General features: G+C 43.6%; 22 protein-coding genes. 5 read left to right on the forward strand and 17 right to left on the reverse strand.

Annotated elements, in window-relative coordinates; all coding sequences use genetic code 11:
• Positions 1–5: 5 nt before the first annotated feature.
• Complete coding sequence (gene ccsA, locus ABMY45_RS02325; RefSeq protein ID WP_174169988.1) at positions 6–812, forward strand: cytochrome c biogenesis protein CcsA; 807 nt, start codon at positions 6–8, stop codon at positions 810–812.
• Between the two features lie 68 nt (positions 813–880).
• Positions 881–2,143 (forward strand): HlyC/CorC family transporter, encoded by a 1,263-nt coding sequence (locus ABMY45_RS02330; RefSeq protein WP_010606684.1) that lies wholly within the window; start codon positions 881–883, stop codon positions 2,141–2,143.
• A 467-nt stretch (positions 2,144–2,610) separates the two neighbouring features.
• Here ABMY45_RS02330 and ABMY45_RS02335 read toward each other — a convergent pair whose 3' ends face one another.
• The 6 genes from ABMY45_RS02335 to rluD all read right to left on the reverse strand — a co-directional run bounded on the left by ABMY45_RS02335 (position 2,611) and on the right by rluD (position 10,478).
• The gene (locus ABMY45_RS02335; protein WP_010606683.1) at positions 2,611–3,219 is read right to left on the reverse strand and encodes a transglycosylase SLT domain-containing protein; all 609 of its coding nucleotides are present in this window, start codon (positions 3,217–3,219) and stop codon (positions 2,611–2,613) included.
• A 129-nt stretch (positions 3,220–3,348) separates the two neighbouring features.
• Positions 3,349–4,926, reverse strand: a complete 1,578-nt coding sequence (gshA, locus tag ABMY45_RS02340) for a glutamate--cysteine ligase (protein ID WP_174169987.1) — start codon at positions 4,924–4,926, stop codon at positions 3,349–3,351.
• A 128-nt stretch (positions 4,927–5,054) separates the two neighbouring features.
• The gene (locus ABMY45_RS02345) at positions 5,055–5,990 is read right to left on the reverse strand and encodes an NADP-dependent oxidoreductase (protein ID WP_010606681.1); all 936 of its coding nucleotides are present in this window, start codon (positions 5,988–5,990) and stop codon (positions 5,055–5,057) included.
• A gap of 128 nt (positions 5,991–6,118) precedes the next feature.
• Complete coding sequence (gene clpB, locus ABMY45_RS02350; RefSeq protein WP_130163731.1) at positions 6,119–8,692, reverse strand: ATP-dependent chaperone ClpB; 2,574 nt, start codon at positions 8,690–8,692, stop codon at positions 6,119–6,121.
• Positions 8,693–8,782: 90 nt separating this feature from the next.
• Complete coding sequence (gene pgeF, locus ABMY45_RS02355; RefSeq protein WP_349288344.1) at positions 8,783–9,499, reverse strand: peptidoglycan editing factor PgeF; 717 nt, start codon at positions 9,497–9,499, stop codon at positions 8,783–8,785.
• Position 9,500: 1 nt separating this feature from the next.
• On the reverse strand, positions 9,501–10,478 hold the full coding sequence (gene rluD, locus ABMY45_RS02360; RefSeq protein ID WP_010371027.1) for a 23S rRNA pseudouridine(1911/1915/1917) synthase RluD: 978 nt from the start codon (positions 10,476–10,478) through the stop codon (positions 9,501–9,503).
• A gap of 123 nt (positions 10,479–10,601) precedes the next feature.
• On the opposite strand from rluD, the gene ABMY45_RS02365 reads away from it, so the two are divergent.
• On the forward strand, positions 10,602–11,366 hold the full coding sequence (locus ABMY45_RS02365; RefSeq protein WP_010371025.1) for an outer membrane protein assembly factor BamD: 765 nt from the start codon (positions 10,602–10,604) through the stop codon (positions 11,364–11,366).
• 218 nt (positions 11,367–11,584) lie between these two features.
• Here the strand turns inward: ABMY45_RS02365 and glnB are convergent, their stop codons facing one another.
• Entirely contained in the window at positions 11,585–11,923 is a 339-nt protein-coding gene (glnB, locus tag ABMY45_RS02370) for a nitrogen regulatory protein P-II (protein ID WP_010371023.1), read from the reverse strand.
• A gap of 137 nt (positions 11,924–12,060) precedes the next feature.
• Between glnB and ABMY45_RS02375 the strand changes: the two genes are divergently transcribed.
• Entirely contained in the window at positions 12,061–12,612 is a 552-nt protein-coding gene (locus tag ABMY45_RS02375; RefSeq protein ID WP_238536745.1) for a GspH/FimT family pseudopilin, read from the forward strand.
• A gap of 98 nt (positions 12,613–12,710) precedes the next feature.
• On the forward strand, positions 12,711–13,217 hold the full coding sequence (locus ABMY45_RS02380) for a GspH/FimT family pseudopilin (protein ID WP_238536744.1): 507 nt from the start codon (positions 12,711–12,713) through the stop codon (positions 13,215–13,217).
• 310 nt (positions 13,218–13,527) lie between these two features.
• Here the strand turns inward: ABMY45_RS02380 and ABMY45_RS02385 are convergent, their stop codons facing one another.
• The 10 genes from ABMY45_RS02385 to lspA form a co-directional block, all read right to left on the reverse strand.
• Positions 13,528–13,968 (reverse strand): type IV pilin protein, encoded by a 441-nt coding sequence (locus ABMY45_RS02385; RefSeq protein ID WP_349288345.1) that lies wholly within the window; start codon positions 13,966–13,968, stop codon positions 13,528–13,530.
• Positions 13,961–17,098 carry a PilC/PilY family type IV pilus protein gene (locus ABMY45_RS02390; protein WP_206473400.1) on the reverse strand — a complete coding sequence of 1,046 codons (3,138 nt, stop codon included), beginning with the start codon at positions 17,096–17,098 and terminating at the stop codon, positions 13,961–13,963. The genes ABMY45_RS02385 and ABMY45_RS02390 overlap by 8 nt, the downstream gene beginning before the upstream one ends.
• A 25-nt stretch (positions 17,099–17,123) precedes the next feature.
• On the reverse strand, positions 17,124–17,585 hold the full coding sequence (locus ABMY45_RS02395) for a pilus assembly protein PilX (protein WP_095727498.1): 462 nt from the start codon (positions 17,583–17,585) through the stop codon (positions 17,124–17,126).
• Positions 17,573–18,580: a PilW family protein gene (locus tag ABMY45_RS02400; RefSeq protein WP_095727497.1), complete on the reverse strand. Its 1,008-nt coding sequence runs from the start codon at positions 18,578–18,580 to the stop codon at positions 17,573–17,575. The genes ABMY45_RS02395 and ABMY45_RS02400 overlap by 13 nt, the downstream gene beginning before the upstream one ends.
• Positions 18,577–19,134, reverse strand: a complete 558-nt coding sequence (pilV, locus tag ABMY45_RS02405) for a type IV pilus modification protein PilV (protein ID WP_174169983.1) — start codon at positions 19,132–19,134, stop codon at positions 18,577–18,579. The genes ABMY45_RS02400 and pilV overlap by 4 nt, the downstream gene beginning before the upstream one ends.
• Positions 19,135–19,251: 117 nt before the next feature.
• The gene (locus tag ABMY45_RS02410; RefSeq protein ID WP_174169982.1) at positions 19,252–19,938 is read right to left on the reverse strand and encodes a LytTR family DNA-binding domain-containing protein; all 687 of its coding nucleotides are present in this window, start codon (positions 19,936–19,938) and stop codon (positions 19,252–19,254) included.
• A complete protein-coding gene (locus ABMY45_RS02415) occupies positions 19,935–20,939 on the reverse strand; it encodes a histidine kinase (RefSeq protein ID WP_174169981.1) in 1,005 nt (334 codons plus the stop codon). Before ABMY45_RS02415 ends, ABMY45_RS02410 begins: the two co-directional genes overlap by 4 nt.
• Before the next feature lie 13 nt (positions 20,940–20,952).
• Positions 20,953–21,882 (reverse strand): 4-hydroxy-3-methylbut-2-enyl diphosphate reductase, encoded by a 930-nt coding sequence (ispH, locus tag ABMY45_RS02420; protein ID WP_174169980.1) that lies wholly within the window; start codon positions 21,880–21,882, stop codon positions 20,953–20,955.
• The gene (gene fkpB, locus ABMY45_RS02425; RefSeq protein ID WP_010370993.1) at positions 21,882–22,322 is read right to left on the reverse strand and encodes an FKBP-type peptidyl-prolyl cis-trans isomerase; all 441 of its coding nucleotides are present in this window, start codon (positions 22,320–22,322) and stop codon (positions 21,882–21,884) included. Before fkpB ends, ispH begins: the two co-directional genes overlap by 1 nt.
• On the reverse strand, positions 22,319–22,822 hold the full coding sequence (gene lspA, locus ABMY45_RS02430; RefSeq protein ID WP_174169979.1) for a signal peptidase II: 504 nt from the start codon (positions 22,820–22,822) through the stop codon (positions 22,319–22,321). Before lspA ends, fkpB begins: the two co-directional genes overlap by 4 nt.
• Position 22,823 lies beyond the last annotated feature (1 nt).

Genomic DNA, 22,823 nt, shown 5'->3' on the forward strand with positions numbered 1-22,823 from the left:
TTTTTATGTTGATTGTTAGCTTGTCATTAATCGCCTGTCTCTTTTACGTCATGGCCACTAGCCATGTTTTATCGCGCTTATTTGACAAACAAGGTCCAGATCAAAAGAAAACCTTAATATTAAGCACCGTCGCCATTTTGACTCATATGCTAGTGTTGGTGAATTCAGTGTTTACGCATCAAGGACAAGATCTCAGTACCGTCAACGTTGCCTTGTTAACCTGTTGGGTTATCGTCGTTTCTGTAACGACCGTATCTTTGCGCTTCCCTGCAACACTATTACTACCTGTGGTGTATGGCTTTGCCGCCATTTTGTTATTAGCAAGCCTGTTTATTCCGCACCATATTATTATGCATACAATAAACATAGATGTTGGTCTCGTTTTGCATATTTCACTTTCATTGTTGGCTTACTGCGTACTTATCATCGCCACGCTCTACGCCATTCAATTTATGTTTATTGATAAACGTCTAAAACAGCGGGATTTGGCGATTATGACCAGCCATCTACCGCCACTTATGCAAGTGGAAAGGCAGCTTTATCAACTGTTATTTGTAGGCACAGGTTTATTAACGCTGGCATTGGCATCCGGTTTTTACTTTTTAGACGGTATGTTCGCTAAAGAGACTATTCACAAAACCATTTTATCTATCGTTGCATGGCTTATTTATGTCGTCGTCGCATTTGGGCATAAGCAGTTCGGCTGGCGCGGTAAGTCTGTGGTGATTTCAATCATAGCGGCTTCTGGCATCGTAACTTTAGGTTACTTTGGTAGTCGCTTTATACAAGAAGTGATTTTAGGCAGGTTTTAAACTTTAACTTGACTATCGTAACTCACTAACGCTTAATACTCTTTCGTAAGTAAAAAAGGGATCCACTGTTGGAAGACATATCGACCAGCGCCTTGTTTATCATACTCGGCGTGCTCATTTTGATGTCGGCTTATTTTTCTAGTTCAGAAACCGGTATCATGTCAATCAACCGTATTCGTCTACGCCATCTTGAAAAAGAGAATCACCGTGGTGCGAAGCGTGTAAGTAACCTCCTTAACCGTCCTGACAGACTGATTGGTCTGATCCTGATTGGAAATAACCTCGTCAATATTGCCGCTGCGCAAGTGGCTACCATCATTGGATTACGCCTGTATGGCGATATGGGTATCGCAGTTGCTACTTTTGGTCTCACACTTGTGGTTCTTATCTTCGCTGAAGTTACACCTAAGACTCTCGCGGCTTTATACCCTGAGAAAGTCGCGTTCCCAAGCTCTGTTATCCTCAAAGTATTGTTGAAGGTCTTGTTCCCTTTGGTTGTGGCAACCAACTGGATCACCAATGGTATGTTGCGATTGGTCGGGATCACACCACAAGAGATTGAAGAGCACAGCCTAAGTAAAGAAGAATTAAAAACCGTGGTAAATGAGTCGAGCGCTATGTTGCCCTCAAACCACCAAAACATGCTCACTTCTATCTTAGACTTGGATCACGTGACCGTAGAAGACATTATGATCCCACGCAGTGAAATCAATGCGATAGATATCAATGACGAGTGGAAAGATATTGCTCGCCAGCTCACGAATGCGCAGCACACCCGAGTGCTACTTTACCGTGACCAAATTGATGATGCGGTTGGTTTTATTCACGCTCGTGATGCGCTACGCCTACTGACAAAAGAGCAGTTTGATAAGCCGTCACTACTACGTGCGGTAAGAGAGATTTACTATGTACCAGAGAATACCTCGCTCAATACACAGCTAATTAAATTCCAAGAAGCCAAAGAGCGTATTGGTCTTGTTGTTGATGAGTATGGTGACATTCAAGGTCTGGTTACGCTCGAAGATATTCTTGAAGAAGTTGTAGGTGACTTTACCACCACGCAGACGCGTGCGCCGAGCGAAGACGTAAACATGCAGCGTGATGGCTCAGTTATGGTTGACGGCAGTGTAAACGTGCGTGACTTAAATAAGGAAATGAGTTGGGACTTACCTACCGAAGGTCCTAAAACCCTGAGTGGCCTGATTGTAGAGCACCTTGAAGATATTCCAGATGCGCCTCTTGGCTTAACGATTTCTGGTTATAAGATGGAAGTCATTGAGATAAAAGAAAACATGATCAAGATGGTGAAAATTTCTTCTAATACCAATTAGCTTAATTAAGTGGTCTATGTTGAGGCAAGAAAATCTTGTCGATAACACCGCTACCGCGTCCTGCTATCGCCAAGGTACCTACATCCATATAGGCAAGGCAAAAATTTTACTATTTAACCTGAGGTTTGGATAAGGAATGTTCCAACTCATTGTTGCTAAAGCACAACTTAGTTTTCTCCTTATCTAGCCAGAGAGTTTTAGGGAAAACAAGGCGAATTTACGCACCAATAGCTGGCTATTGGAAGTGAATTCAACGCAGTTAGCGCTAAAACTGGCTGCTAGAAAGGCATTAATTATCCGCAGCTCAGGTTATTTAGTTGTTCTAAATGAGAAATTTTTAACGCAGTTAGCGTCAGATTTTATCCTTCAAATTGGGCAAGTATTAAGACTAATTGGTATAACTCTTAAGCGAGTAAAAGCTAAACTCTAAACTCAATTGCGGTGTTGAAAGTAACACCGCAATTTACTCAAGAAAAAATTCTCTCGAACCAGTTCTTATCTAAATCATCTTCACAGCGTTTAAGTTGAACGGCATAGCGCGCAGCACGATGCTTTACCTTATTTGCGACTTGCATTAACCATTTCTTATTCTTATATGTACCACGACGATAACCGCCCCAACCTTCATGATAATTGAGGTATTGTGCATAAGCGTCCCATTTTGACACGCCGTTTACTTTGTGAGTTTTGTATACGAACCAAGCCATAAAATCGATGGCGTCTTCAAAGTCATCGCGATCTGCACCAGAGTTTCCAGTTTCACGAATATAATCAGACCAGGTCGGAGTTTTGGCTTGAGAGTAGCCATAAGCAGAGCTCACTCTGCCAACAGGAATAAACCACAGGAAATATTCCATAGGAGGAGCCGCATCGTGACGAAAAGAGCTTTCTTGGTACATCATGCTCATCAGTACATGCTTTGGTGAGCCCCATTTTTCTTGGGCATCACGAGCATCATAATACCAATCTTCTTTTTCCTCAAAAATTTTACAAATATCATGAGGTTGTTTAGGTGGTGCAGTAGCACATCCGGATAAAACGGCGACGAGGCTAATTAAAATTAATTTTTTTTGCATTTTTTCGAAACCTAATGAACTTTTACAATTTGCATTGGTCTGAACTTATGAATGCAGCAGTTTAGCATTGTTTCATCCCTGAAATTTATTTGCGCAGCCTTATGGCTGCGCTTTTTTTTGCCTTGTGCATTATGCCCTTGAAAAATAATCGTCAAGGAAAGCCGTGAAGTCTACCGTATCCGCAGCTCTAACCGCAGCCTCATCTTCGAAAGACTGACGTGCAAATGACTTCAGCGTATCTTCATCGTAATAACCATATTTGATATCTTGATGAAGTTGCTTATATTTTTTCGCAAGTTCAATGCCCATTGAGCCTTGTTCTAAGGTACGACTCTTCAGTTGAGATAGCAACTGCCCAGAAAAAGTAAGTGCAGGCGTTTCAATTGACAACATTAATTTTTCCACCGTCGCCACATAGACTGATTGTTCAGTACTCGCATCTAACATTTTTGCGACTTTGAGTAAGTCTGTAAAAATCTCTGTGCCCCACTGTTTCACACTCACAGGCTCACCCGCTTTACTCAGTTCAAGTGCTGTGCAGCGACCTTGGTTAACCACCTGATGTAAATTCTTACCAGCGAGCTTCTGCGCTTCAAACGAAAGTTCAGGGCTTGGCTTTAACAAACAATAGGTTAAAAACACGTCTAGGAAGTGGATTTGCTCCAGACTCACACCGGTGTGCTCGAATGGGTTAACATCCAGCGCACGAATTTCGATATATTCGATACCACCACGTTCAAGTGCCTGAGTCGGCGTTTCACCAGACTTGGCATTGCGTTTTGGTCTAATTGGTGAGTAGAACTCATTTTCAATTTGTAAAATGTTGCGATTCAGCTGTTTTGGCTCTGCTGCTCGATAGTCTGGAATTTCATGATATAAGTCGGAGCGGCAACGAATGGCTTGTCGCAAGCCTGCAATATACTCATCCAGATCGTTATACATCACCTTAAGCGAGCTTTGTGCGCTATTGGTATAACCTAAATCACCCAATCTAAGTGCGGTGCCATATTCAAGATATATGGAGCCATTTTCTAGCTTACTAAATGGCAAGTCGCTCTTTTTGCCTTGCAAAAATGACGGACAAAGCGCAGGAGATGCGCCAAACAGGTAGCTTATCAGCCACATTTCACGCTTGAAGTTACGAATGAGGCCTAAATACTGCTGGGAGATAAATGATTGTTGAGGATTATCATCTTCAGACATCACTTGCAGGCTTTGCCATACGGTCTCTGGAAACGAAATATTGAAGTGCACACCCGCAATGGCCTGCATCATGCTGCCATAACGGTTTTTTAGCCCTTCACGATATAGCGTTTTCATTTTGCCGATATTAGAAGTGCCAAACTGTGCTAGGACAATATCTTCTTCATCCTCAATAAAGCACGGCATCGACAAAGGCCACAGTAACTCATCACCCATGTTAGCCAAAGTAAACTTCTGTAGATCAGAAAGTTGCGCTAATGTCTCTTGTGGGTCCTCACTCACTGGAGTGATAAATTCGAGTAGCGACTCAGAAAAATCAGTGGTGATATGACCATTGGTCAATGCATGGCCCGTCTTTTCTGGATGCGGTGTTTTCGCTATTTTTCCCGACCCTTGGATCCGCAATGCCTCACGTTCGATACCTCTTTTGATACCTTTGAAAACGCCGCGATGCGCGCCGTCAGACAATAAGTCCAGCTTAGTGTTTAAGTCTAATTGTTTCAAAAATTCTTCCTCGAACCTACAGGCCAATTTCAAGTTTATGGGGTCGAAACCAAATTATACCAAGTGTATTCATTAAATGAGTGATTTAAACCGAGCAATCAATTTAAATATGGTTACTTTTAGTACACTTAGGCCTTAATAATAACTTTGCCAACATGCTTACCACTTTCCATACAGTGATGAGCCAGCGCAATATCCGCCATAGCAAAGTAATGACTTACATTTATGCTGATTTTGCCAGCTTGGTACGCCTGATACAAATATTTAAGATCGTCTAAATTACTCGCAACCAACATCCCCTCAGCCCTTACACCCCTTGTCGTAGCTCGCTCACAGACCATTTCTTTGGTGACGCTGGGAATAGTCACTAGGTGCGAATCCGGCTTCATCGAGTCGACACACTGTAATGCAATATCGCCACCAATTAAGTCCAGTAAATCGCATTCAACTTGGTGCTGATAAAATTCGTCATAACTTATTGCCGTTACCTTAAGCTTTGACAACAATTCGTGCTCAGGGCGGGTCGAGACAGCAACTACCTTTCGACCTTCAAGCTGTGCTAGTTGAACTGCTAAATGCCCCACGCCACCGGTTGGTGCCAATACATATAGTGGACGATTATGATTCGAAAATTTATCTAGCGCTTGTTTTGCCGTAAGACCCGCAAGACAAAGACCTGCAATATCTGGATTTTCTTGCAAAGAAACCTTAATGAGCTCTGGCTCAAGCGCCACGACATAATCACTATAGGTTCCGGGGTTACTTGCAAACCCAATCATACCGATGACAAGGTCGCCTACTTTAAATTGGCTATCTGGGCCATAAACCTCAACCACCTCACCATACAGATCATATCCGAGCGGCAAAAAAGCATCTGCGCTTTTTTGCGCTGCAACATAACCAAGGCCTTGTCTGGTTTTCACTTCAATAGGATTTATGCTGGTACTGTTTACTTTTATGCGCACTTGGCCTGAACTAAGCGCTGGCAAAGAAATGGTGGTACTACACAGCTGATTGCTATCACCAAATTCGTAGATACCGTAAGTGGTTGACTTATTTATCATGTGCGGCTTTCTTAGAAGACAGTTTGTTATCTTTGTAGAATACGCGAAAGGGTAAAGAGTTTGAAGAAATTTACAGTATGGGAAAGAAAAACGCTCTTACTGTATGGCTGTAAGAGCGTTTAGCCATATTAGTGATTGAACACTATCTGGTCGTCGACAACCTCGACTTTAATGGTATCTCCAGTCACAAACTTCCCTTGTAACAAGTCCTGCGCCAACGGGTTTTCAATGTATTGTTGCACTGCTCGTTTTAGAGGACGGGCACCATATACAGGATCAAACCCGCTTGCAGCGATTTTATCAAGCGCGGCGTCACTGAGCTCAAGCGCAAAGCCTTTTTCAGTTAAGCGTTTACTCAATCTGTCTAACTGGATACTCGCAATTTCTTTAATATGCTCATTGATAAGCGGGTGGAACACCACAGTTTCATCAATGCGATTAATAAATTCAGGCCTAAACTGACTAGCAAGCACGCCCATAACACGCTCCTTGAGTGTCGCGTAGTCGTTATTTCCTGCTTGCTCTTGAATGACATCCGACCCCAAGTTCGAGGTCATGATGATCACCGCATTTTTAAAATCAACCGTGCGACCTTGACCATCGGTCAAGCGACCATCGTCCAAGACCTGCAATAAGATATTAAATACATCTGGATGCGCTTTTTCGACCTCATCAAGCAAAATCACAGAATAAGGACGACGCCTTACCGCTTCTGTCAAATAACCGCCTTCCTCGTAGCCAACATAGCCAGGAGGTGCACCAACCAAGCGCGCAACTGAGTGTTTTTCCATAAACTCGGACATATCAATGCGCACCATGGCGTCTTCTGTATCAAACATAAAGTTGGCTAACGCTTTGGTCAGCTCCGTTTTACCGACCCCTGTTGGACCTAAGAACAAAAACGAACCAATTGGGCGATTTGGGTCTGCAAGCCCGGCTCGTGAGCGACGGATAGCGTTGGCAACCGCATTAACGGCTTCGTCTTGCCCAATCACTTTTTTATGGAGCTCGTCTTCCATTTGCAGTAACTTTTCACGCTCACCTTGAAGCATTTTTGCTACCGGGATTCCAGTCCAGCGAGATAAAATTTCTGCAATTTCATCTTCACCCACCTGATTTTTTAAAAGGCTCATTTCCTGCATTTCAGCCTGAGAAGCAAGGTCTAGTTTTCGCTCAAGCTCAGGGATCCGACCGTATTGCAGTTCGGACATGCGTTGCAAGTCACTTGCTCGACGCGCGACTTCTAGATCTAAACGCGCTTGCTCAAGCTCAGCCTTAATCACTTGTGTGCCTTGTAGTGAGGCTTTTTCGGCATTCCACACCTCATCAAGCTCACGATACTCAGCTTCTAATTCATTGATGAGCGTTTGCATCTCAGTGCGACGCTTTTGACTCGCTTCATCTTTCTCTTTTGCCAGCGCGTTATCTTCCAATTTTAGTTGGATGATACGGCGCTCTAGTCTATCTAATTGCTCCGGCTTTGAGTCAATTTGCAGCCGAATTGAAGACCCTGCCTCGTCTATCAAATCGATAGCTTTATCTGGAAGCTGCCGATCTGAGATATAACGATGTGATAAATTAGCCGCAGCGACAATCGCGGGATCGGTAATATCCACTGAATGGTGCAATTCGTAACGCTCTTTTAAGCCACGTAGAATCGCGATGGTGTCCTCTACGGTTGGCTCTGCAACAAATACTTTTTGGAAACGACGCTCAAGTGCCGCGTCCTTTTCAATATACTGACGATATTCATCGAGCGTGGTCGCCCCCACACAGTGAAGCTCACCACGAGCAAGTGCGGGTTTTAGCATGTTACCTGCATCCATTGCACCGTCGGTCTTGCCAGCCCCTACCATAGTATGGATTTCATCAATAAAGAGAATAACTTGACCTTCTTCTTTAGCCAACTCGTTCAATACCGACTTTAGGCGCTCTTCAAATTCACCACGGTATTTGGCTCCTGCCACCAATGCGCCCATATCTAGCGATAGTACGCGCTTACTTTTCAAACCTTCAGGAACTTCACCGTTGATAATACGCTGCGCGAGCCCCTCAACGATGGCGGTTTTACCAACGCCCGGTTCACCGATAAGTACAGGGTTGTTTTTAGTACGGCGCTGTAGCACTTGAATAGTGCGGCGAATTTCGTCGTCACGGCCAATAACAGGATCAAGCTTACCTTGCTCAGCACGCTCAGTGAGATCGATGGTAAATTTCTCAAGAGCTTGGCGAGTGTCTTCGGCATTAGGGTCATCCACTTTTTGACCCCCTCGAATAGCCTTAATGGCTTGCTCAATCTTTGGCTGGGTGATGTTAAGCGCTTTGAAAATCTCGCCTAATGGGCCTTTATCTTCGCACGCAGCAAAAACAAATAGCTCGCTGGAGATATATTTATCTTTACGCTTTTGTGCATATTTATCACACAGATTGATCAGCGAAATAAGGTTATTTGAAAGCTGTACATCACCACCTACACCTTCTACTTTAAATAGCTTTTCAATGGCTTGTGACAACTTAGTATTAAGCTCGTCGGCGCTCACACCTGCTTGTGCTAATAATGCGCGCACACTCGATCCGCTCTGTTGGAGCAAAGCATACATTAAATGAACAGGTTCAATAAATTGGTGATCGCGCCCAAGCGCTAATGACTGCGCATCAGAAAGCGCAGCTTGGAATTTGCTTGTAAATCTATCTAAACGCATGATTTATTTACCCATATAAAATATCGAATTACCTTATTTATGGGTATTAACTGAACGAAGATCAAGCGTAAAAGTAATAATTTACCCTGATTATTTGCGCCAAATCAAAGTTGCCATACGGCCCGTTGTTTTGTCTCTACGATAGGAAAAATACTGCTCGGACATAGTTACTGTACAGTGTTTATCGCCGTAAAAATTTTTTACACCTTGCTCGCATAGTAACGATTGTGCAAGCTCGAAAATATCCGCAAGATATTTACCGTCTTTTTTGGCAACAAATGCCGTATTTCGTTGTGCCTCAAAAGCCTGTACTACGTCTTCGCCCACCTCGAAGGCGCTAGGGCCAATCGCAGGGCCAAACCATACACAGATCTCTTCTGGTGCACAGTTAAATTTAGCCAGAGTTTGCGAGATAATTCCAGCCGCAAGAGGCTTCCAACCACCATGGATAGCGGCCACCTCTTCACCATCTTTTGATGCAAGCAGAATGGGTAAGCAGTCTGCTGTCATGATAGCCAGTGGTGTTTGACGCAAGCGAGTGTATAATGCATCGGCTTGATGGACCTGCGCGATTTCAAACTGCTCGTCGACCACCACCACTTCTGCGCCATGTACTTGCTCAAGCCATACAATCGGGTTGGCCACATAACCATGTAAAATTCGACGGTTTTCGGCTACCTGTTCAGCATTATCACCAACATGAAAGGCTAGATTGAAGCTATCATACGGCGGTGCTGAAACACCGCCCTTGCGCGTTGTTGATAATGTCCCAACGAATTGGGTTAATGGCCACTGAGCGAGTTGCATCTTATAACGTTAAATCCGGGTTTTCTTTGGTATCTTCTCTAAGCGCTGCCACCAGTTTAATCATATCTTCAGGCACAGGCGCTTCCCATGTCATCTTCTCGCCAGTAATAGGGTGAGCGATACTCAATTTTATAGCATGCAATGCCTGACGTTTAAACTCTCTTAATTGCTCGGTTAATCCTTGAGTCGCATTTCTTGGTGGACGAGGACGGCCGCCATAGAGCTGATCGCCAATTAGTGGGTGATTCAAATACGCCATATGTACACGAATTTGGTGCGTTCTACCGGTTTCTAGGCGCAGGCGCAGGCGCGTGTGTGCTCGAAACTTTTCAGCAACACGGTAATGAGTGATAGCTGGCTTACCCATCTCATGTACTGCCATATGTGTACGCTTGGTTGCGTGACGACCGATTGGCTTTTCAATCATGCCACCCGCCGTCATCGTGCCATTACAGACAGCTTCGTATTCACGTGTGAAGTTTTCACGCGCTTGCAGATTCTTCACCAAGTGCGTTTGTGCTTGAATAGTTTTCGCCACGACCATTAGACCAGTCGTGTCTTTGTCTAGACGGTGTACGATGCCAGCACGTGGCACGTTAATGATTTCTGGGTGATGGTGCAGCAGAGCATTTAACACTGTGCCATCTGGGTTACCGGCACCGGGGTGAACCACCAGCCCCATCGGCTTGTTTATCACAAGAATGTCATCATCTTCGTAAACAATGTCTAACTCTATATCTTGCGCTTCGTATTCACGTTGTGCTTCGATAACCGTCTCGATAGCGACACTTTCACCACCAAGTAACTTTTCACGAGGGGTGTTGAATACTTCGCCATCTACGGTGACTTTATCTTCAAGGATCCAAGTTTTTATTCTTGAACGAGAAAAATCCGGGAACAATTGCGCCAATATTTGGTCTAGACGTTTACCACCGAGTTCGACTGGAACCTCCGCTTGGAGGGAAATTTGCTCTGACATCTGAAACTTTACCTAATTTACCAGTGCAAGCCGTGCTCGACTGGGTTAGAATCGTATTAATGCATAGTTTACTCGGTTTTGCCGAGTTGGCCTAGCCGAAGAAAACAAAGGTAGTAAAATAAAATGATTAAAAACTTAAGGACACACGCCTTTAGGCTGGCGTTAGCCGCGTCTGTTTTGGGTTTGGCAGCCTGTTCATCCGCACCAGAACAAGAAGATATTGAGCGCGTACCAAACAAATCCGCCCAAGCGCTTTATGAAGATGCTAAACAAACATTAGATTCAGGTTTATATGCCCGCGCCATTGAATTATTGGGCGCGATTAATGCTCGTTACCCGTTTGGCCCTTATGCAAGACAAGTTCAAATGGACTTAGTCTATGCATATTATCAAACAGGTAACACTGACCAAGCACTTGCCACTATTGATCGTTTTATTCGCTTAAATCCAAATCATAAAGACCTAGACTACATGTACTACATGCGAGGTCTGGTAAGTATTAAAGCTGACGAAAACGCATTCCAAGAATATTTCGGTGTAGACAGAGCCGACCGCGATGCCAATCGCACCCGCGTTGCTTTTCAGGATTTAACCACGCTGGTTAAAAACTACCCAAACAGTCCATATGCACCAGAGGCGAAAAAACGCTTAGTATGGTTACTAAACAAAATGGCTCGTTACGAACTGAGAGTCGCTGAATATTACTTCGAACGAGAAGCATATCTTGCCGCAGCAAACCGTGGCAAATATGTAGTAGAGCACTACTCTCAAAGTAGTTATCTGACCCAAGCTTTTGACATTATGGAAAAAAGCTACCGAAAGCTTGGTCTTCCTGACCTTGCAGATAACGTGAAAAAAGCCAAATCGGTTAACGCACGTAACAAATAAAAAGAGTGCTAAGTCACGATATCACCAATGTCGTGACGCCTCTTTCACCAGTACTCGCCTTCAAGCATTCTACAGCAGTAAAAAATACTTGTTTCCTGTACATAGACATCAGCCGTCAGCGTGTTTTTTTTGATTGTAGTTGTAATAAGGAAGGATTTAGGCTGCCCATAATAGAAGGTAAGCAGCCTTAAAAGGTAAGCATTTGACTGAGCAGCGTATTAAATTGCTTCTTCGTCCTCTTCACCTGTACGGATCCGAACCACACGCTCAACATCGGTCACAAAGATTTTACCGTCACCAATTTTGCCCGTTTGAGCGGTTTTTAGGATAACTTCAATGGCTCTGTCAACGTCTTCATCTGCGGTAACAATATCAAGTTTTACTTTAGGCAAGAAATCTACCATATATTCAGCACCGCGATATAACTCAGTATGACCTTTCTGACGACCAAAACCTTTTACCTCACATACCGTCATACCCGTGATCCCCACATCCGAAAGCGCTTCTCGGACATCATCAAGTTTAAACGGTTTAATTATTGCTTCTATTTTCTTCATGACTATCTCGATTCCTTTGGTATAGCGTCGATTTTAGACAATCCGCTTGCCCAAGGCAAACAAAGACATTGAAAGTTGAAGTGATTTCACGCAATAATATTAATCATAAATTATTACTTTTTGGTTGTGAGGCGGTAATGAAACAATCAGCAGGATTCAATCTACTAGAACTGATGATAACCATCGCTATATTGGCTATCGTGTTGGCCATTTCATTTAGCTTTGATGGCAACCTGCTGCAACGTAACCGAGCAGAGTCCTTCTTACAAGAATTACAACGCAATATCGCTTTTGCTCGTGTAAAAGCAACCGCTGCAGACGACATTGTCATTCTCTGCCCCGCGCCACCAGCCAATATTCAAGCTAGGACTGCATTTACTTGCCAAGATAATTGGGCAACAAACAGAATTAGCGTGTTTGTTGACAGAGATAAAAATGGCACATTTAGTAATGGAGATACTATCCATCGCACTATGGAGGTCGTAGACGATAACGACACTATGGTGTTTAAGAACAAAGACCAGCCTGCAGGCAATCTTCTAAGGTTTGATTCAAGCGGACTCTTAAGTGGTTCAAACGCTGGCAATTTCACCTATTGCCCAGGCGATGACAACAATAATCAGCAGCTGAGTGTTTCAACCGCTGGCACAGCATTATATCGAGGAAGTACGACAGAATCCTGTGAATAGACGCAAAACACCGATACGCAAATTATCTCGAAGTTCCAATCTTGCCTTTAACATATAAACGACTAGGCTTAAAGAAAATATAATACGAGGCAAAGGATATGCATCGTCATATGGGTTTTTCCCTATTGGAATCTTTAGTGTGTTTGGCGATTATCACCATCGTCAGTTTATTTTCTCTTCCCACTCTTACTGCTTTGTTTCAGTTTGATAAACCAAAAATAAAATTGGAAGCATTACGACGGGCCATTAATTTTGCTCGCATTCAAGCCGTTGCAAGCGGTGCAACCGTTACTTTGTGCCCATTGAAAAACAATCGCTGCGACGACAAAGAATGGCACACTCAGTTAACGGTTTTTATCGACTACCACCCTCAAGGTGAGTTTTCAGACGATGATTATAAGTTAGCGGTTGTGGACTCAGTAGACTCAGGTGACAAGCTCACCTACCCAAGAAACGCCATTATATTTCGTCATTTTGGTCATCTCGCAGGACTCTATAACGGTACTTTTGTCTACTGTAACGCAAGTTCTACTGTGGGATTGTCGTTGTCAGTTAGCTACACAGGGAAAAGCACTCTAAAAGATACTGATGAGTGTCAAAAGTAAATAACCTAAGCTTCGGATAATTAATGCCTTTCTAGCAGCCAGTTTTTGCGCTAACAGCGTTGAATTCACTTCCAATAGCCCGCTATTGGTACGTAAATTCGCCTTGCCTACAGGATGTAGGTACCTTAGCGAGAGCAGGACGCGGAAGCGGTGTTAATCCCAAAACTTTCTGGCTAGATAAGGAAATAATTTAATGTAATATTAAAAACAATGAATTAGCTCATTCCTTATCCAAACCTCAGGTTAAATAACCTAAGCTCGGGGATAGTTAGTATTAATAAAAAGGGAAGTTAACTACTTCCCCAGAAAACTAGCGCTCCCAACACCTGTCTATAGCGTCTTGATTCGTTGTCCCAGTAACACCACGAACCCCAAGTTCATCGATAGTTAAAGCAGGACACTGCTCATCACCTTGTACGGGCCCCGATGCAGCTGTTGCAACAATTCTGAAAGTATCATTGGTGACGTTTTCAAGTGTCACGTTGAAGTAGCCATTCTCTGTTGCTGTTGGTACACCGATTGCTTCAAGATCATTCGAATATGCTCTGTTGTCCACAAAAAATTGTTCTTGCTTATTCGCAGCGTCAAGTAACAAAGTCATAGCGTCTGCTCTTGCCCCCCTCCTAACGTATTCACTGTAATTAGGGTAAGCGATAGCTGATAGGATCCCGATAATCACCACCACTATCATTACTTCAATTAAGGTAAACCCTCTTTCGACTAAACAACCTACGGAGTTATTTCTATTCATCTTTCCCTTTCTCATCGCTATCTTCTCTCTTATAGATATAAAGCTGTTTAGTCTTTATCTTTGTACTTTTGGTTGTGAATATTTCAACCGGTTTTTTAACGGGTACCGGTTCACTAGGAATACTCGGTGGTGCAAATGGAGTACTTGCATCAGGTCCTGCTTCAATCCCTGGACCTGGAATATACACAATATTGTCTCTTACTATGATCGAGGGCTTATCTGGTAAGTCTTGTGATGTAATATAGGTTTTACCCGTACCATAGTGCAAGTGAAACATATAGAGCTGGCCTTTGCCGCCCGTGAGCGTACATTGCTGAGTAGTCTGGTCTGCTGGGGTAAATGACGTAAAATAAGCGACCCCACCAATCACTGTTGATTCTGCTAGCGACTTTTCTCCACCAGATAATTGATACTTCCAACCTTTAAATTGAGCCAGCTTAGCCTCTTGTTTAACGAATTTGTCCAAGTCATTTACCGCATTACCAAAAGGATCATCTTTCATTTCCATTAAATCACTGATGACTATCGGCTCTGGGATATCCTCGACAAATGACTGTGTTTTGGTATTCACATCCCTAACCATAAATAGATAATCCGTTACACTTGAGTCTGTTGGTTTTGCGCGGTTGCCGCTACCTATTACAATGGCATCAAACGGTGTATCTTTTCGCTCCATACGATAATCATTCGCTCCTGTACCGAAGATAGTTTTAGTTACCTCACTATAAAACGTTCTCGCAATCGTCGGTTTATAGAAAAAACGTCTATCCTGATCAGCGGCTGTACTACCCAGTTGTGCAAGCTCAAAGTGTGTCCACGGCTCCGTAGGATCATTAGGGTTTGGTCCAGGCATATCTATTCGCCATATACTGCCTGCGGTATCCGCTAAATATATTCGGTCGCTAAAGCCATCGTAGTCCGAATCCGTCAATGCAGGTTGCGCAACGATGCTATGCTCCCCCTTAAACGCATCCCCCGTAAGCGACCAAACGATATCAGCATTGTTTGACATAATATCGACCATGTAAATGCCAACACCTTTGTTATTCTCGTCGACTGAGCGCGATACATTATCTTTGTTGGTGTTGTAACCTGCAGCAAAAATCAATACGGGTCTATTCTTTTGCTTCTCAATAAAGCTGACGACAGGCTTAGACCACGTTTGTCCCAAATCTTTAAACTTATTTGAATCACCAGAAATAGGCCCACCCCAAAGTAATGATGGCGAATCAGGGTTAGTGATATCGAAACCATAGTACTTGTTTCCACCACGGCGCATACCAACAAAGGCCCACACCTTGTCACCAGACTCTACTTTTCGGTTTTTATTGATATCATGAAAATAGACAGTAATTGGGCCATCCATGCCATATAACTTGGTTTCTGCTTTTTCCGTTTTCACTGGGTTTAAGATAGATAAAAGTGACTTCGGAATAAATGCCCAACTTTCGCTTACACTGTTACCATTGTCTTTGAACATGTGTAACACACCAGCATTGGTGCCTACTAAGATGCGAACGTCACCATTCCCATAGTCAATTGATGCTGGCTTTGAATGAAGCGGATCTGCAAATATATCGGCTCTTCTATCCGAAGAAAAACCATCTCCATCGTCATCATCTACATCTTTGCCAATTACCCAGTTGAAGACTTCTTGTAACTGGCTTTTACTGGCACCACTTAGGCCCATCGCATCCGCTAATTGTGTTCGGCCACCGTATGCACTCTCTGCATTATCATAAGTAAATTCAACTAACGAGCCGCCGTCAAAATCCGACAGCACTTTTCTCGTTAGTTGATTTTCCAAAGCGTAGTTAACACCACCCTTTTCAATATTATTGCCATCCTTCGAGCCTCCAGCTGACCAAAAGGTGGTAATACTGTTTGAGATTGCGCCTTTTTCATCTATCGCGGGGGTACCTTCTTGGCCCACCACTTTTTTATTTTCAAATTTTAATTTTTTAAGGTTACCGCGCCAGCGAGTATGAGTTTCCGGCTTAAACTGAGTGTAGTATAAAGCATTTCCGGTTTGCGTCGGATCTTGTGCGTTGGCAGACACGGTTGGTGAACTAAAGCTTGCACTCACATTTCTGATATTGGTAATCGTGGTTTTGAGCACGTCCGATAAGTCGTTTGCGGTATGCGCATGAAGATATTGCCCACCACCTTGCGTCGCGGTTTCTTTAAGCAGATCTATGCCTGTACCCGACATACCATTACCAAAACCAATCGTGAAGACCCGTGCAAAATCGTGTTCATCAGGTGTAGAAGGATATAAGTCAACTTTAACTTGAGACGTACCGCGCATTGTTTTAGCTAATGCGGGTAAATAATTTTTAGTGACACCAGAACCTTCATTTATATCAAAGTAATTGGGATAAGAGCCATAGACTGAAAAATATTCATTCACTATGCTATTGTTAGAGCTAGTGTCACTGGTTGGATCTCCATCTGTCATTAAAATTAAATTAATTGAGGTATCGCAGCGTTCATCCGCGCCACGGGCTGGAGTAAACGCGGAGATATAATTACCACGACGCTCTATACTCTTATCTCTATCGTTTCCACCGTTTTCGCCCCAGTAGACATCTCCACCTTTAAGGTAGTTATACAACTCCCATAAGGTTTCAGATAACGGCGTTGAGCCAGAAGCAGGTAATGCATTTATTTTTTCTACAATGTCATCACTACTACTACCAATACCATTTAATATATAACCGCCACTTGAAGAATATAGGCGAGATAAACCAAATTGGATATCTGCGTTGTCTTTCACCAGTTTACGCATCGCGTTTTGCGCAACTTTGAGGCGGCTATCAGCACAGCCCTGTACAGCTTGATTGTACTCATTTGCTTGATAACAGTTACTACCGTTAAAGCACTCTGTTTCTTGGTATCCATAACGTGTTTCATAACGCCAGCCAGTCCACACGCGATATGAGTAACGCTCATAACACGCCTTACCATTTTGTGAGTCCCACGCCATACTGCCCGATGTATCAAATAACATTAATACTCTGGGCTGCTCACGGGTAGAGACATTATGTTTAACGTAAAGCTCGATATCTTCGGCCTGAACGATTTGTGTCAACGCGGACCAAGCAATTAAAATACAAAATAACTTTTTCATAATTTATATCCGAAGAAGTCTATAGTTAATTTGAAACACTGACTATTTCTTGCCCAACACCCATCACAATAGTTACATTGTGACGACCTCTATCGCCGTATTCCACCGTGGCCTGGACTTCCGTCATGTTACAGACGAACCCATCTGTGTAATCAAATTGTCGGGGACAAAATAGCTCAAGCTCTCCGTTATTTAAGTTTTTCACGGTCGCTTGTAAGCCATTGGGTGTTTGTACTGTCGCGCCACCATCTGCTAGCTGCTGTCGTGAGCGTAAAAACACATTATTGGGGGCTCGTTGCTCTTGCCTTATCAACCTTTGCATTTCACCAAACAGTAAACTCTCGGCTTCTTCTCGCTCCATCACCGCATGTGTCATTTTAATATCCAAGGTACTTGTGCTCATTAAAGTCACTGCAACCGCCATAACAGCAACCACCATCACCATCGCCATGATCAGCACCACACCTCGTTGCTTTACATTTCCCATGCTGAGCCTCCCATGTTGTACATCGAAATCGTAGTTGAGAAAACCGTTCTGCGAACGGCATCTGTATAAGTTAGCTCGCTTCTATTGGGATCATTTCCCAGATAGTAAGTCCGCTTTTGCACCCCGAAATCTGCATCAGGCTGTAGGACTCTAACTAAAACAAACAACTGCAAAGATAAAATCCCTCGCGTTCCGCTCCAATCGGCCTCAGACATATTCGCAGTGTGCCTATATCTATCTACGCGGCCGTCATAATCGGTATCTAAGCCAAACACAAACCGCATCCGTTCAACCCCTTCAATGACCAGCTCATCACTCATTCCACCACTTACCAGTAGACGTTTTCTTCTCAATACAGGGATGGTGATAGTGCGATTGTTAATCACCTGCTGCTCTTCACTTATGTAATAAACATGGTGACTATAAGGCCACAATGTGGCGTTTACACTTGGCATATTGCCAATGGTATTACCAGCAATAAACTCCGCCTGCTCTTGCTGCGCAATAAAGTAGTATCTTCCATTTTGGATTTGTGTCCCATCTGGAACTAGTCCTGTGATTTCCACTGGGTTACCTTCCAAAAACTTCACTTGCAACACTTCGGTCTCGGGTATCGCTTTGGTAATACACTCCATAGCATTAGCACCGTCGGAGAGTGTCGCTAAGATAGGTCTAAAATTTGTGGGGTCGTTGTTAGGGAAACTTCCATTATTAGGTCCATCGCTGCAATCATTACCCGGATTTGCTGGTGCACTTTGATTGGTACTTTTGAAGCCTTTGTCGTAAAAGGTTCCCCAAAAGCCAACTTGCTCGATATCGCGACGCATTATTGATAGAGACAAGCGTCCCTTTTCTTGTAATTCTCCAATTTGCATCGTGTCATTGGTGGTCGCCTTCATACCTATGTATGTTGCTATAACACCTGCTAATAACATCACACCAATGAACATGGCGATCATTATTTCCAATAAGGTAAACCCTAGCATCCTTTTCATGGCTCACTCCTAATTAAAACAAATGTTTCCATGACTACCGCTCTGCGTCTATCATCAACCGTACCACAATCCCCCGCGGGATTATCCTCAAGGGCAGTCATGGCCTGACGTCCTCGCCACGTGACAACAACCCTCACATTTACCCCGGAAGGATCGGTGGCACTCGAGGTGGGAGTAATACATACAACCGCATTATCCAACGAACCGGTATTTTCTCGTGCTCTTATGGCTCGACGCCAATTAGCAATATCCGTTTGCGCGATGCTAGCTGCACTACAATATCCGGTATAACAAGTGTCCGCTTTTGTAGTTCCGCTCTCACTATTAAACTTTACCTTATAAAGTGTCGTGATGTCGGTCGCATCATTACTACGAATACGATGCATGATGTCGCTGGCAAGCTCAACCGCTGCGGCTCGCTGCATAGAATCAAAACTTGCTTGTTTAGCTTTTGCTTGTAATGCCACAGCACCAAGCAGCCCAAAGCTCAAAATCATAAAAGCAATAAGCACTTCTAACAGTGTGAAGCCATGTTGCTTTAGCGAAAGATGCATATCTCAACCAGAATTCAATTATCCTAGTTTCAGTGTAAGCGGTCGTCTTTGAAACTCAATACGAGATAGTATGAAAGGTCTATTGAGGCGATAAACGGTTTATTCACCACTTAACACTCAAAACAATGTTTTTATTTGGGTATAAGCTCTACGGCTAACTTCATAGCGATTGGGCAGCGACTTGAGGCAAACATAGTGCTTTTGTTCATGTAGTTCTAAAGCAGAAATTTCTGTTCGCTTAACTAATGTACTGCGATGGATTTGAATAAAATGTGTTGGAAACTTATCTAACAGTGACTTGAGTGACATGTCAATTAATGCTTGTAGGCCGGAATTCAAGGTTACTCGCGTATATTTTTCATCCGCCTCGGCAACAATAACATCCGAAGCCTGAACGTAACGCAACTCACTGCCAACGTAATAGCTGAGCGTCTCCATACTCGGAAAGATAGTAGTCAATAAAGCATCAAGCTTATCACTATCTAGTGGCTTCACTAGATAACCATTGGCGTGCAGTTCAAATGCTTCTAACGCATATTCCGGATGCGCCGTTAGAAACACGATTTTCATCCTCGGAAATTGCAGGCGTAATTGACTCGCAAGCTCAACACCTGACTGACCTGGCATCGAAATATCAAGAAAAATTAGCTGTACAGGCTCCTGATTTAGTAGCGCTTCCACACCGTCAGCGCAGTCAACTTCACCGATACAACGAAAGCCCACGTGCTTTTGCATTAGTCGTTTAACGCGAGCTCTTGCCAACGGCTCATCATCCACAATAAGGTAAGATATTACTGTTTTCATAGCGGTAGCGAAAAACTGACGGTATAGCTATCTTGACTGGCTTCGGTTTTAAAATCAATGGGCTGATTGTAGTGTAAAGTCAAGCGGCGTCTGATGTTACTTATCCCAATGCCATGCCCTTGGTGCGTCGGCTTTAATTTTGCGTCATAGCTGTTAAAAATTACCACCGTTAAGGTGCGTTTACTACAGTGAATATGAATACGAATATCCGCTCCATTTGGGTTTGGCTCTACCCCATGGCTAACCGCGTTCTCCACCAATGGCTGCAATATCAACGCAGGGATAAAAACATCTCCCAAGACATTGTCTAATTCCCACTCTACCCTCAGACGCTCTGCAAAGCGCCACTGCTCAAGTGCTAAATACGCTTTGCATAAAGATATTTCACTTTCCAGCGGAACAATATTTTGTGTGGACATCGCAGCGCGAGATAAATCGGCAAGGGCTAATGCTGACTTTTCTGCTGCACTTGGATCGATATGAGTCAATTCGGCCACTGTATTGAGTGAGTTATATAAAAAGTGCGGCCGAATTCTCGCATGTAACGCTTCAAGTTCCGCTTGAGATAGCGCTTTCACCTTACGAATATTATCGGTAAAGATAGCTAAGAAATGCGCGAAAAGCGTGATAATGCAAAGACATATTGCGATGTTACGCCATAAGCTCAATTCAATTTTTGCCTCATCAATCCAACCGAGCAATGTAAAACCATAGGGAAAAGCCGTACTAGTGACAACAGTACAAAGCACGAAGACAGAAATGAGAATACCTGCTTCAACTAGATCTGAGCGCTTCTCAACAGCGTGGCGTACAATCGCTATCACGGCAAGTGATAAAAAGGCAGTGAAATGAATAAATAAGCTAGTTAACCCAAGGGATTGCCAAAACGCAGTCGCGGAAATCAGCGTGTATAAAAAGGCTAGGATTTGCGAGGCAACTAGCAATGCTAGCACACCTCGCTCACTCAATAGTGCAGACAACAACCTGATACGCGGTGTCATCGTGCTAACTCTCTTATCTGAGTTCTACAGGTACGGCAAACACGACATTTTCTTCTTGTCCTGGGTTCTCAACTACCGTTTTCCCACCAAGTTCTTTAAGTCGAGAGATAACCTGTTGAACCAACACTTCAGGTGCAGATGCGCCGGCAGTTACACCTACCTTTGCAACCCCATCGAACCAAGCTTCTTCGATGGAAGAGGCATCATCGATAAGAAATGCTTTAGTTCCCATTTTATCCGCAAGCTCTCTTAAACGGTTAGAGTTAGAACTATTTTTCGCACCCACCACAAGCAATAAATCAACTTTATCCGCTAAGTCGCGAACCGCATCTTGGCGGTTTTGCGTGGCATAACAGATATCATCTTTTCGAGGACCACTGATGTTCGGAAACTTGCTACGCAGTGCGTCAATTACATCCGCAGTGTCATCTACCGATAATGTTGTTTGACTGCAATAGAACACATTGTCAGCATCTTTCACTTCGAGTGCTGCTACATCCTCTGGTTTTTCAACGAGATAAATACCACCATTCGGATTGTCATACTGCCCCATAGTACCCTCAACTTCAGGGTGCCCCTGGTGCCCAATCAAAATACACTCAGTACCTCTGCGGCTAGCACGCGTCACTTCCATATGCACCTTTGTCACTAACGGACAAGTCGCATCAAAGACTTTTAGCTCTCGGCGCTTCGCTTCATTACGTACTTGCTGAGAAACACCATGCGCGCTGAAAATAACAATACTGTCGTCTGGCACTTCATTTAGCTCTTCAACGAATACCGCACCACGAGACTTCAGACCATCAACAACATATTTGTTATGAACAACTTCATGGCGAACATAAATAGGCGCTTCGAAAATATCGAGTGCACGCTCAACAATGCTGATCGCTCTATCTACACCTGCACAGAATCCTCTCGGGTTTGCCAGCAAGATATCCATCAGTTATTTACCTCAAGAATTTCAACTTCAAACGTTACTTTTTGGCCTGCAAGCGGGTGATTGAAATCGACAGTTACCGAGTCGCCGGCTACTTCTCGGATCAATCCAGGTAAGTCAGTACCATCAGGTTGCGTAAATGCAATGATGCTACCTACTTGAGCAGGGGTTTCTGCGCCAAATTTGCTTCTATCAACATAATAGATGTTATCAGGATTTGGTTGTCCAAACGCGTCTTCTGGCTCTAGCTCAAAAGATTTCTCATCGCCCGCTTTTAATCCAAGCAAGCACTTTTCAAAATTTTCCGTCAGGCTGCCATCACCCATAAACAACTTAGCGGGTTTATTATGAACTTTGGTAGAATCTGCTGCTGAACCGTCTGATAACTTGATTGAAAAATGGAACAAGACTTCAGACTTTGCTCCAATTAGTTGCTCACTCACGCATTTTTCTCCTGTGGTTTATCGCCACTGGTAAAGGCATCGAAAATTAATAGTGCAGCACCGCCGACAATCGCCATGTCTGCGACATTAAACGCTGGATAATGCCAGTCTTGATAATAGAAATGAAGGAAGTCAATCACATAACCATGAATAATGCGGTCGTATAAATTTCCTACCGCACCACCTAATACCAGCGCGTAGGCCAATCCCAACTTCCAATTTGATGCCGGCAACTTACGTAGCCAAAAAATCAATAAAGTGCTAATCGCCACGGCAATGCCACTTAAAAAGTAACGTTGCCAGCCACCTGCTTCACTTAGGAAGCTAAAAGCCGCACCATAGTTATGCATATAGGTGAGATTGAATATAGGCAAAATATCAATGGACTCATAGAGTTCCATTTCAGTCATAACCAGTGCTTTGGTGAAATAGTCTACTGCAAAAAGCAGTAGACTAAGCCACAACCACACCAGACCACTTTTCTGTGTAGTTTGTGTCACG

The organism is Pseudoalteromonas sp. XMcav11-Q (assembly GCF_040104525.1).
Classification (GTDB): Bacteria; Pseudomonadota; Gammaproteobacteria; order Enterobacterales; family Alteromonadaceae; genus Pseudoalteromonas.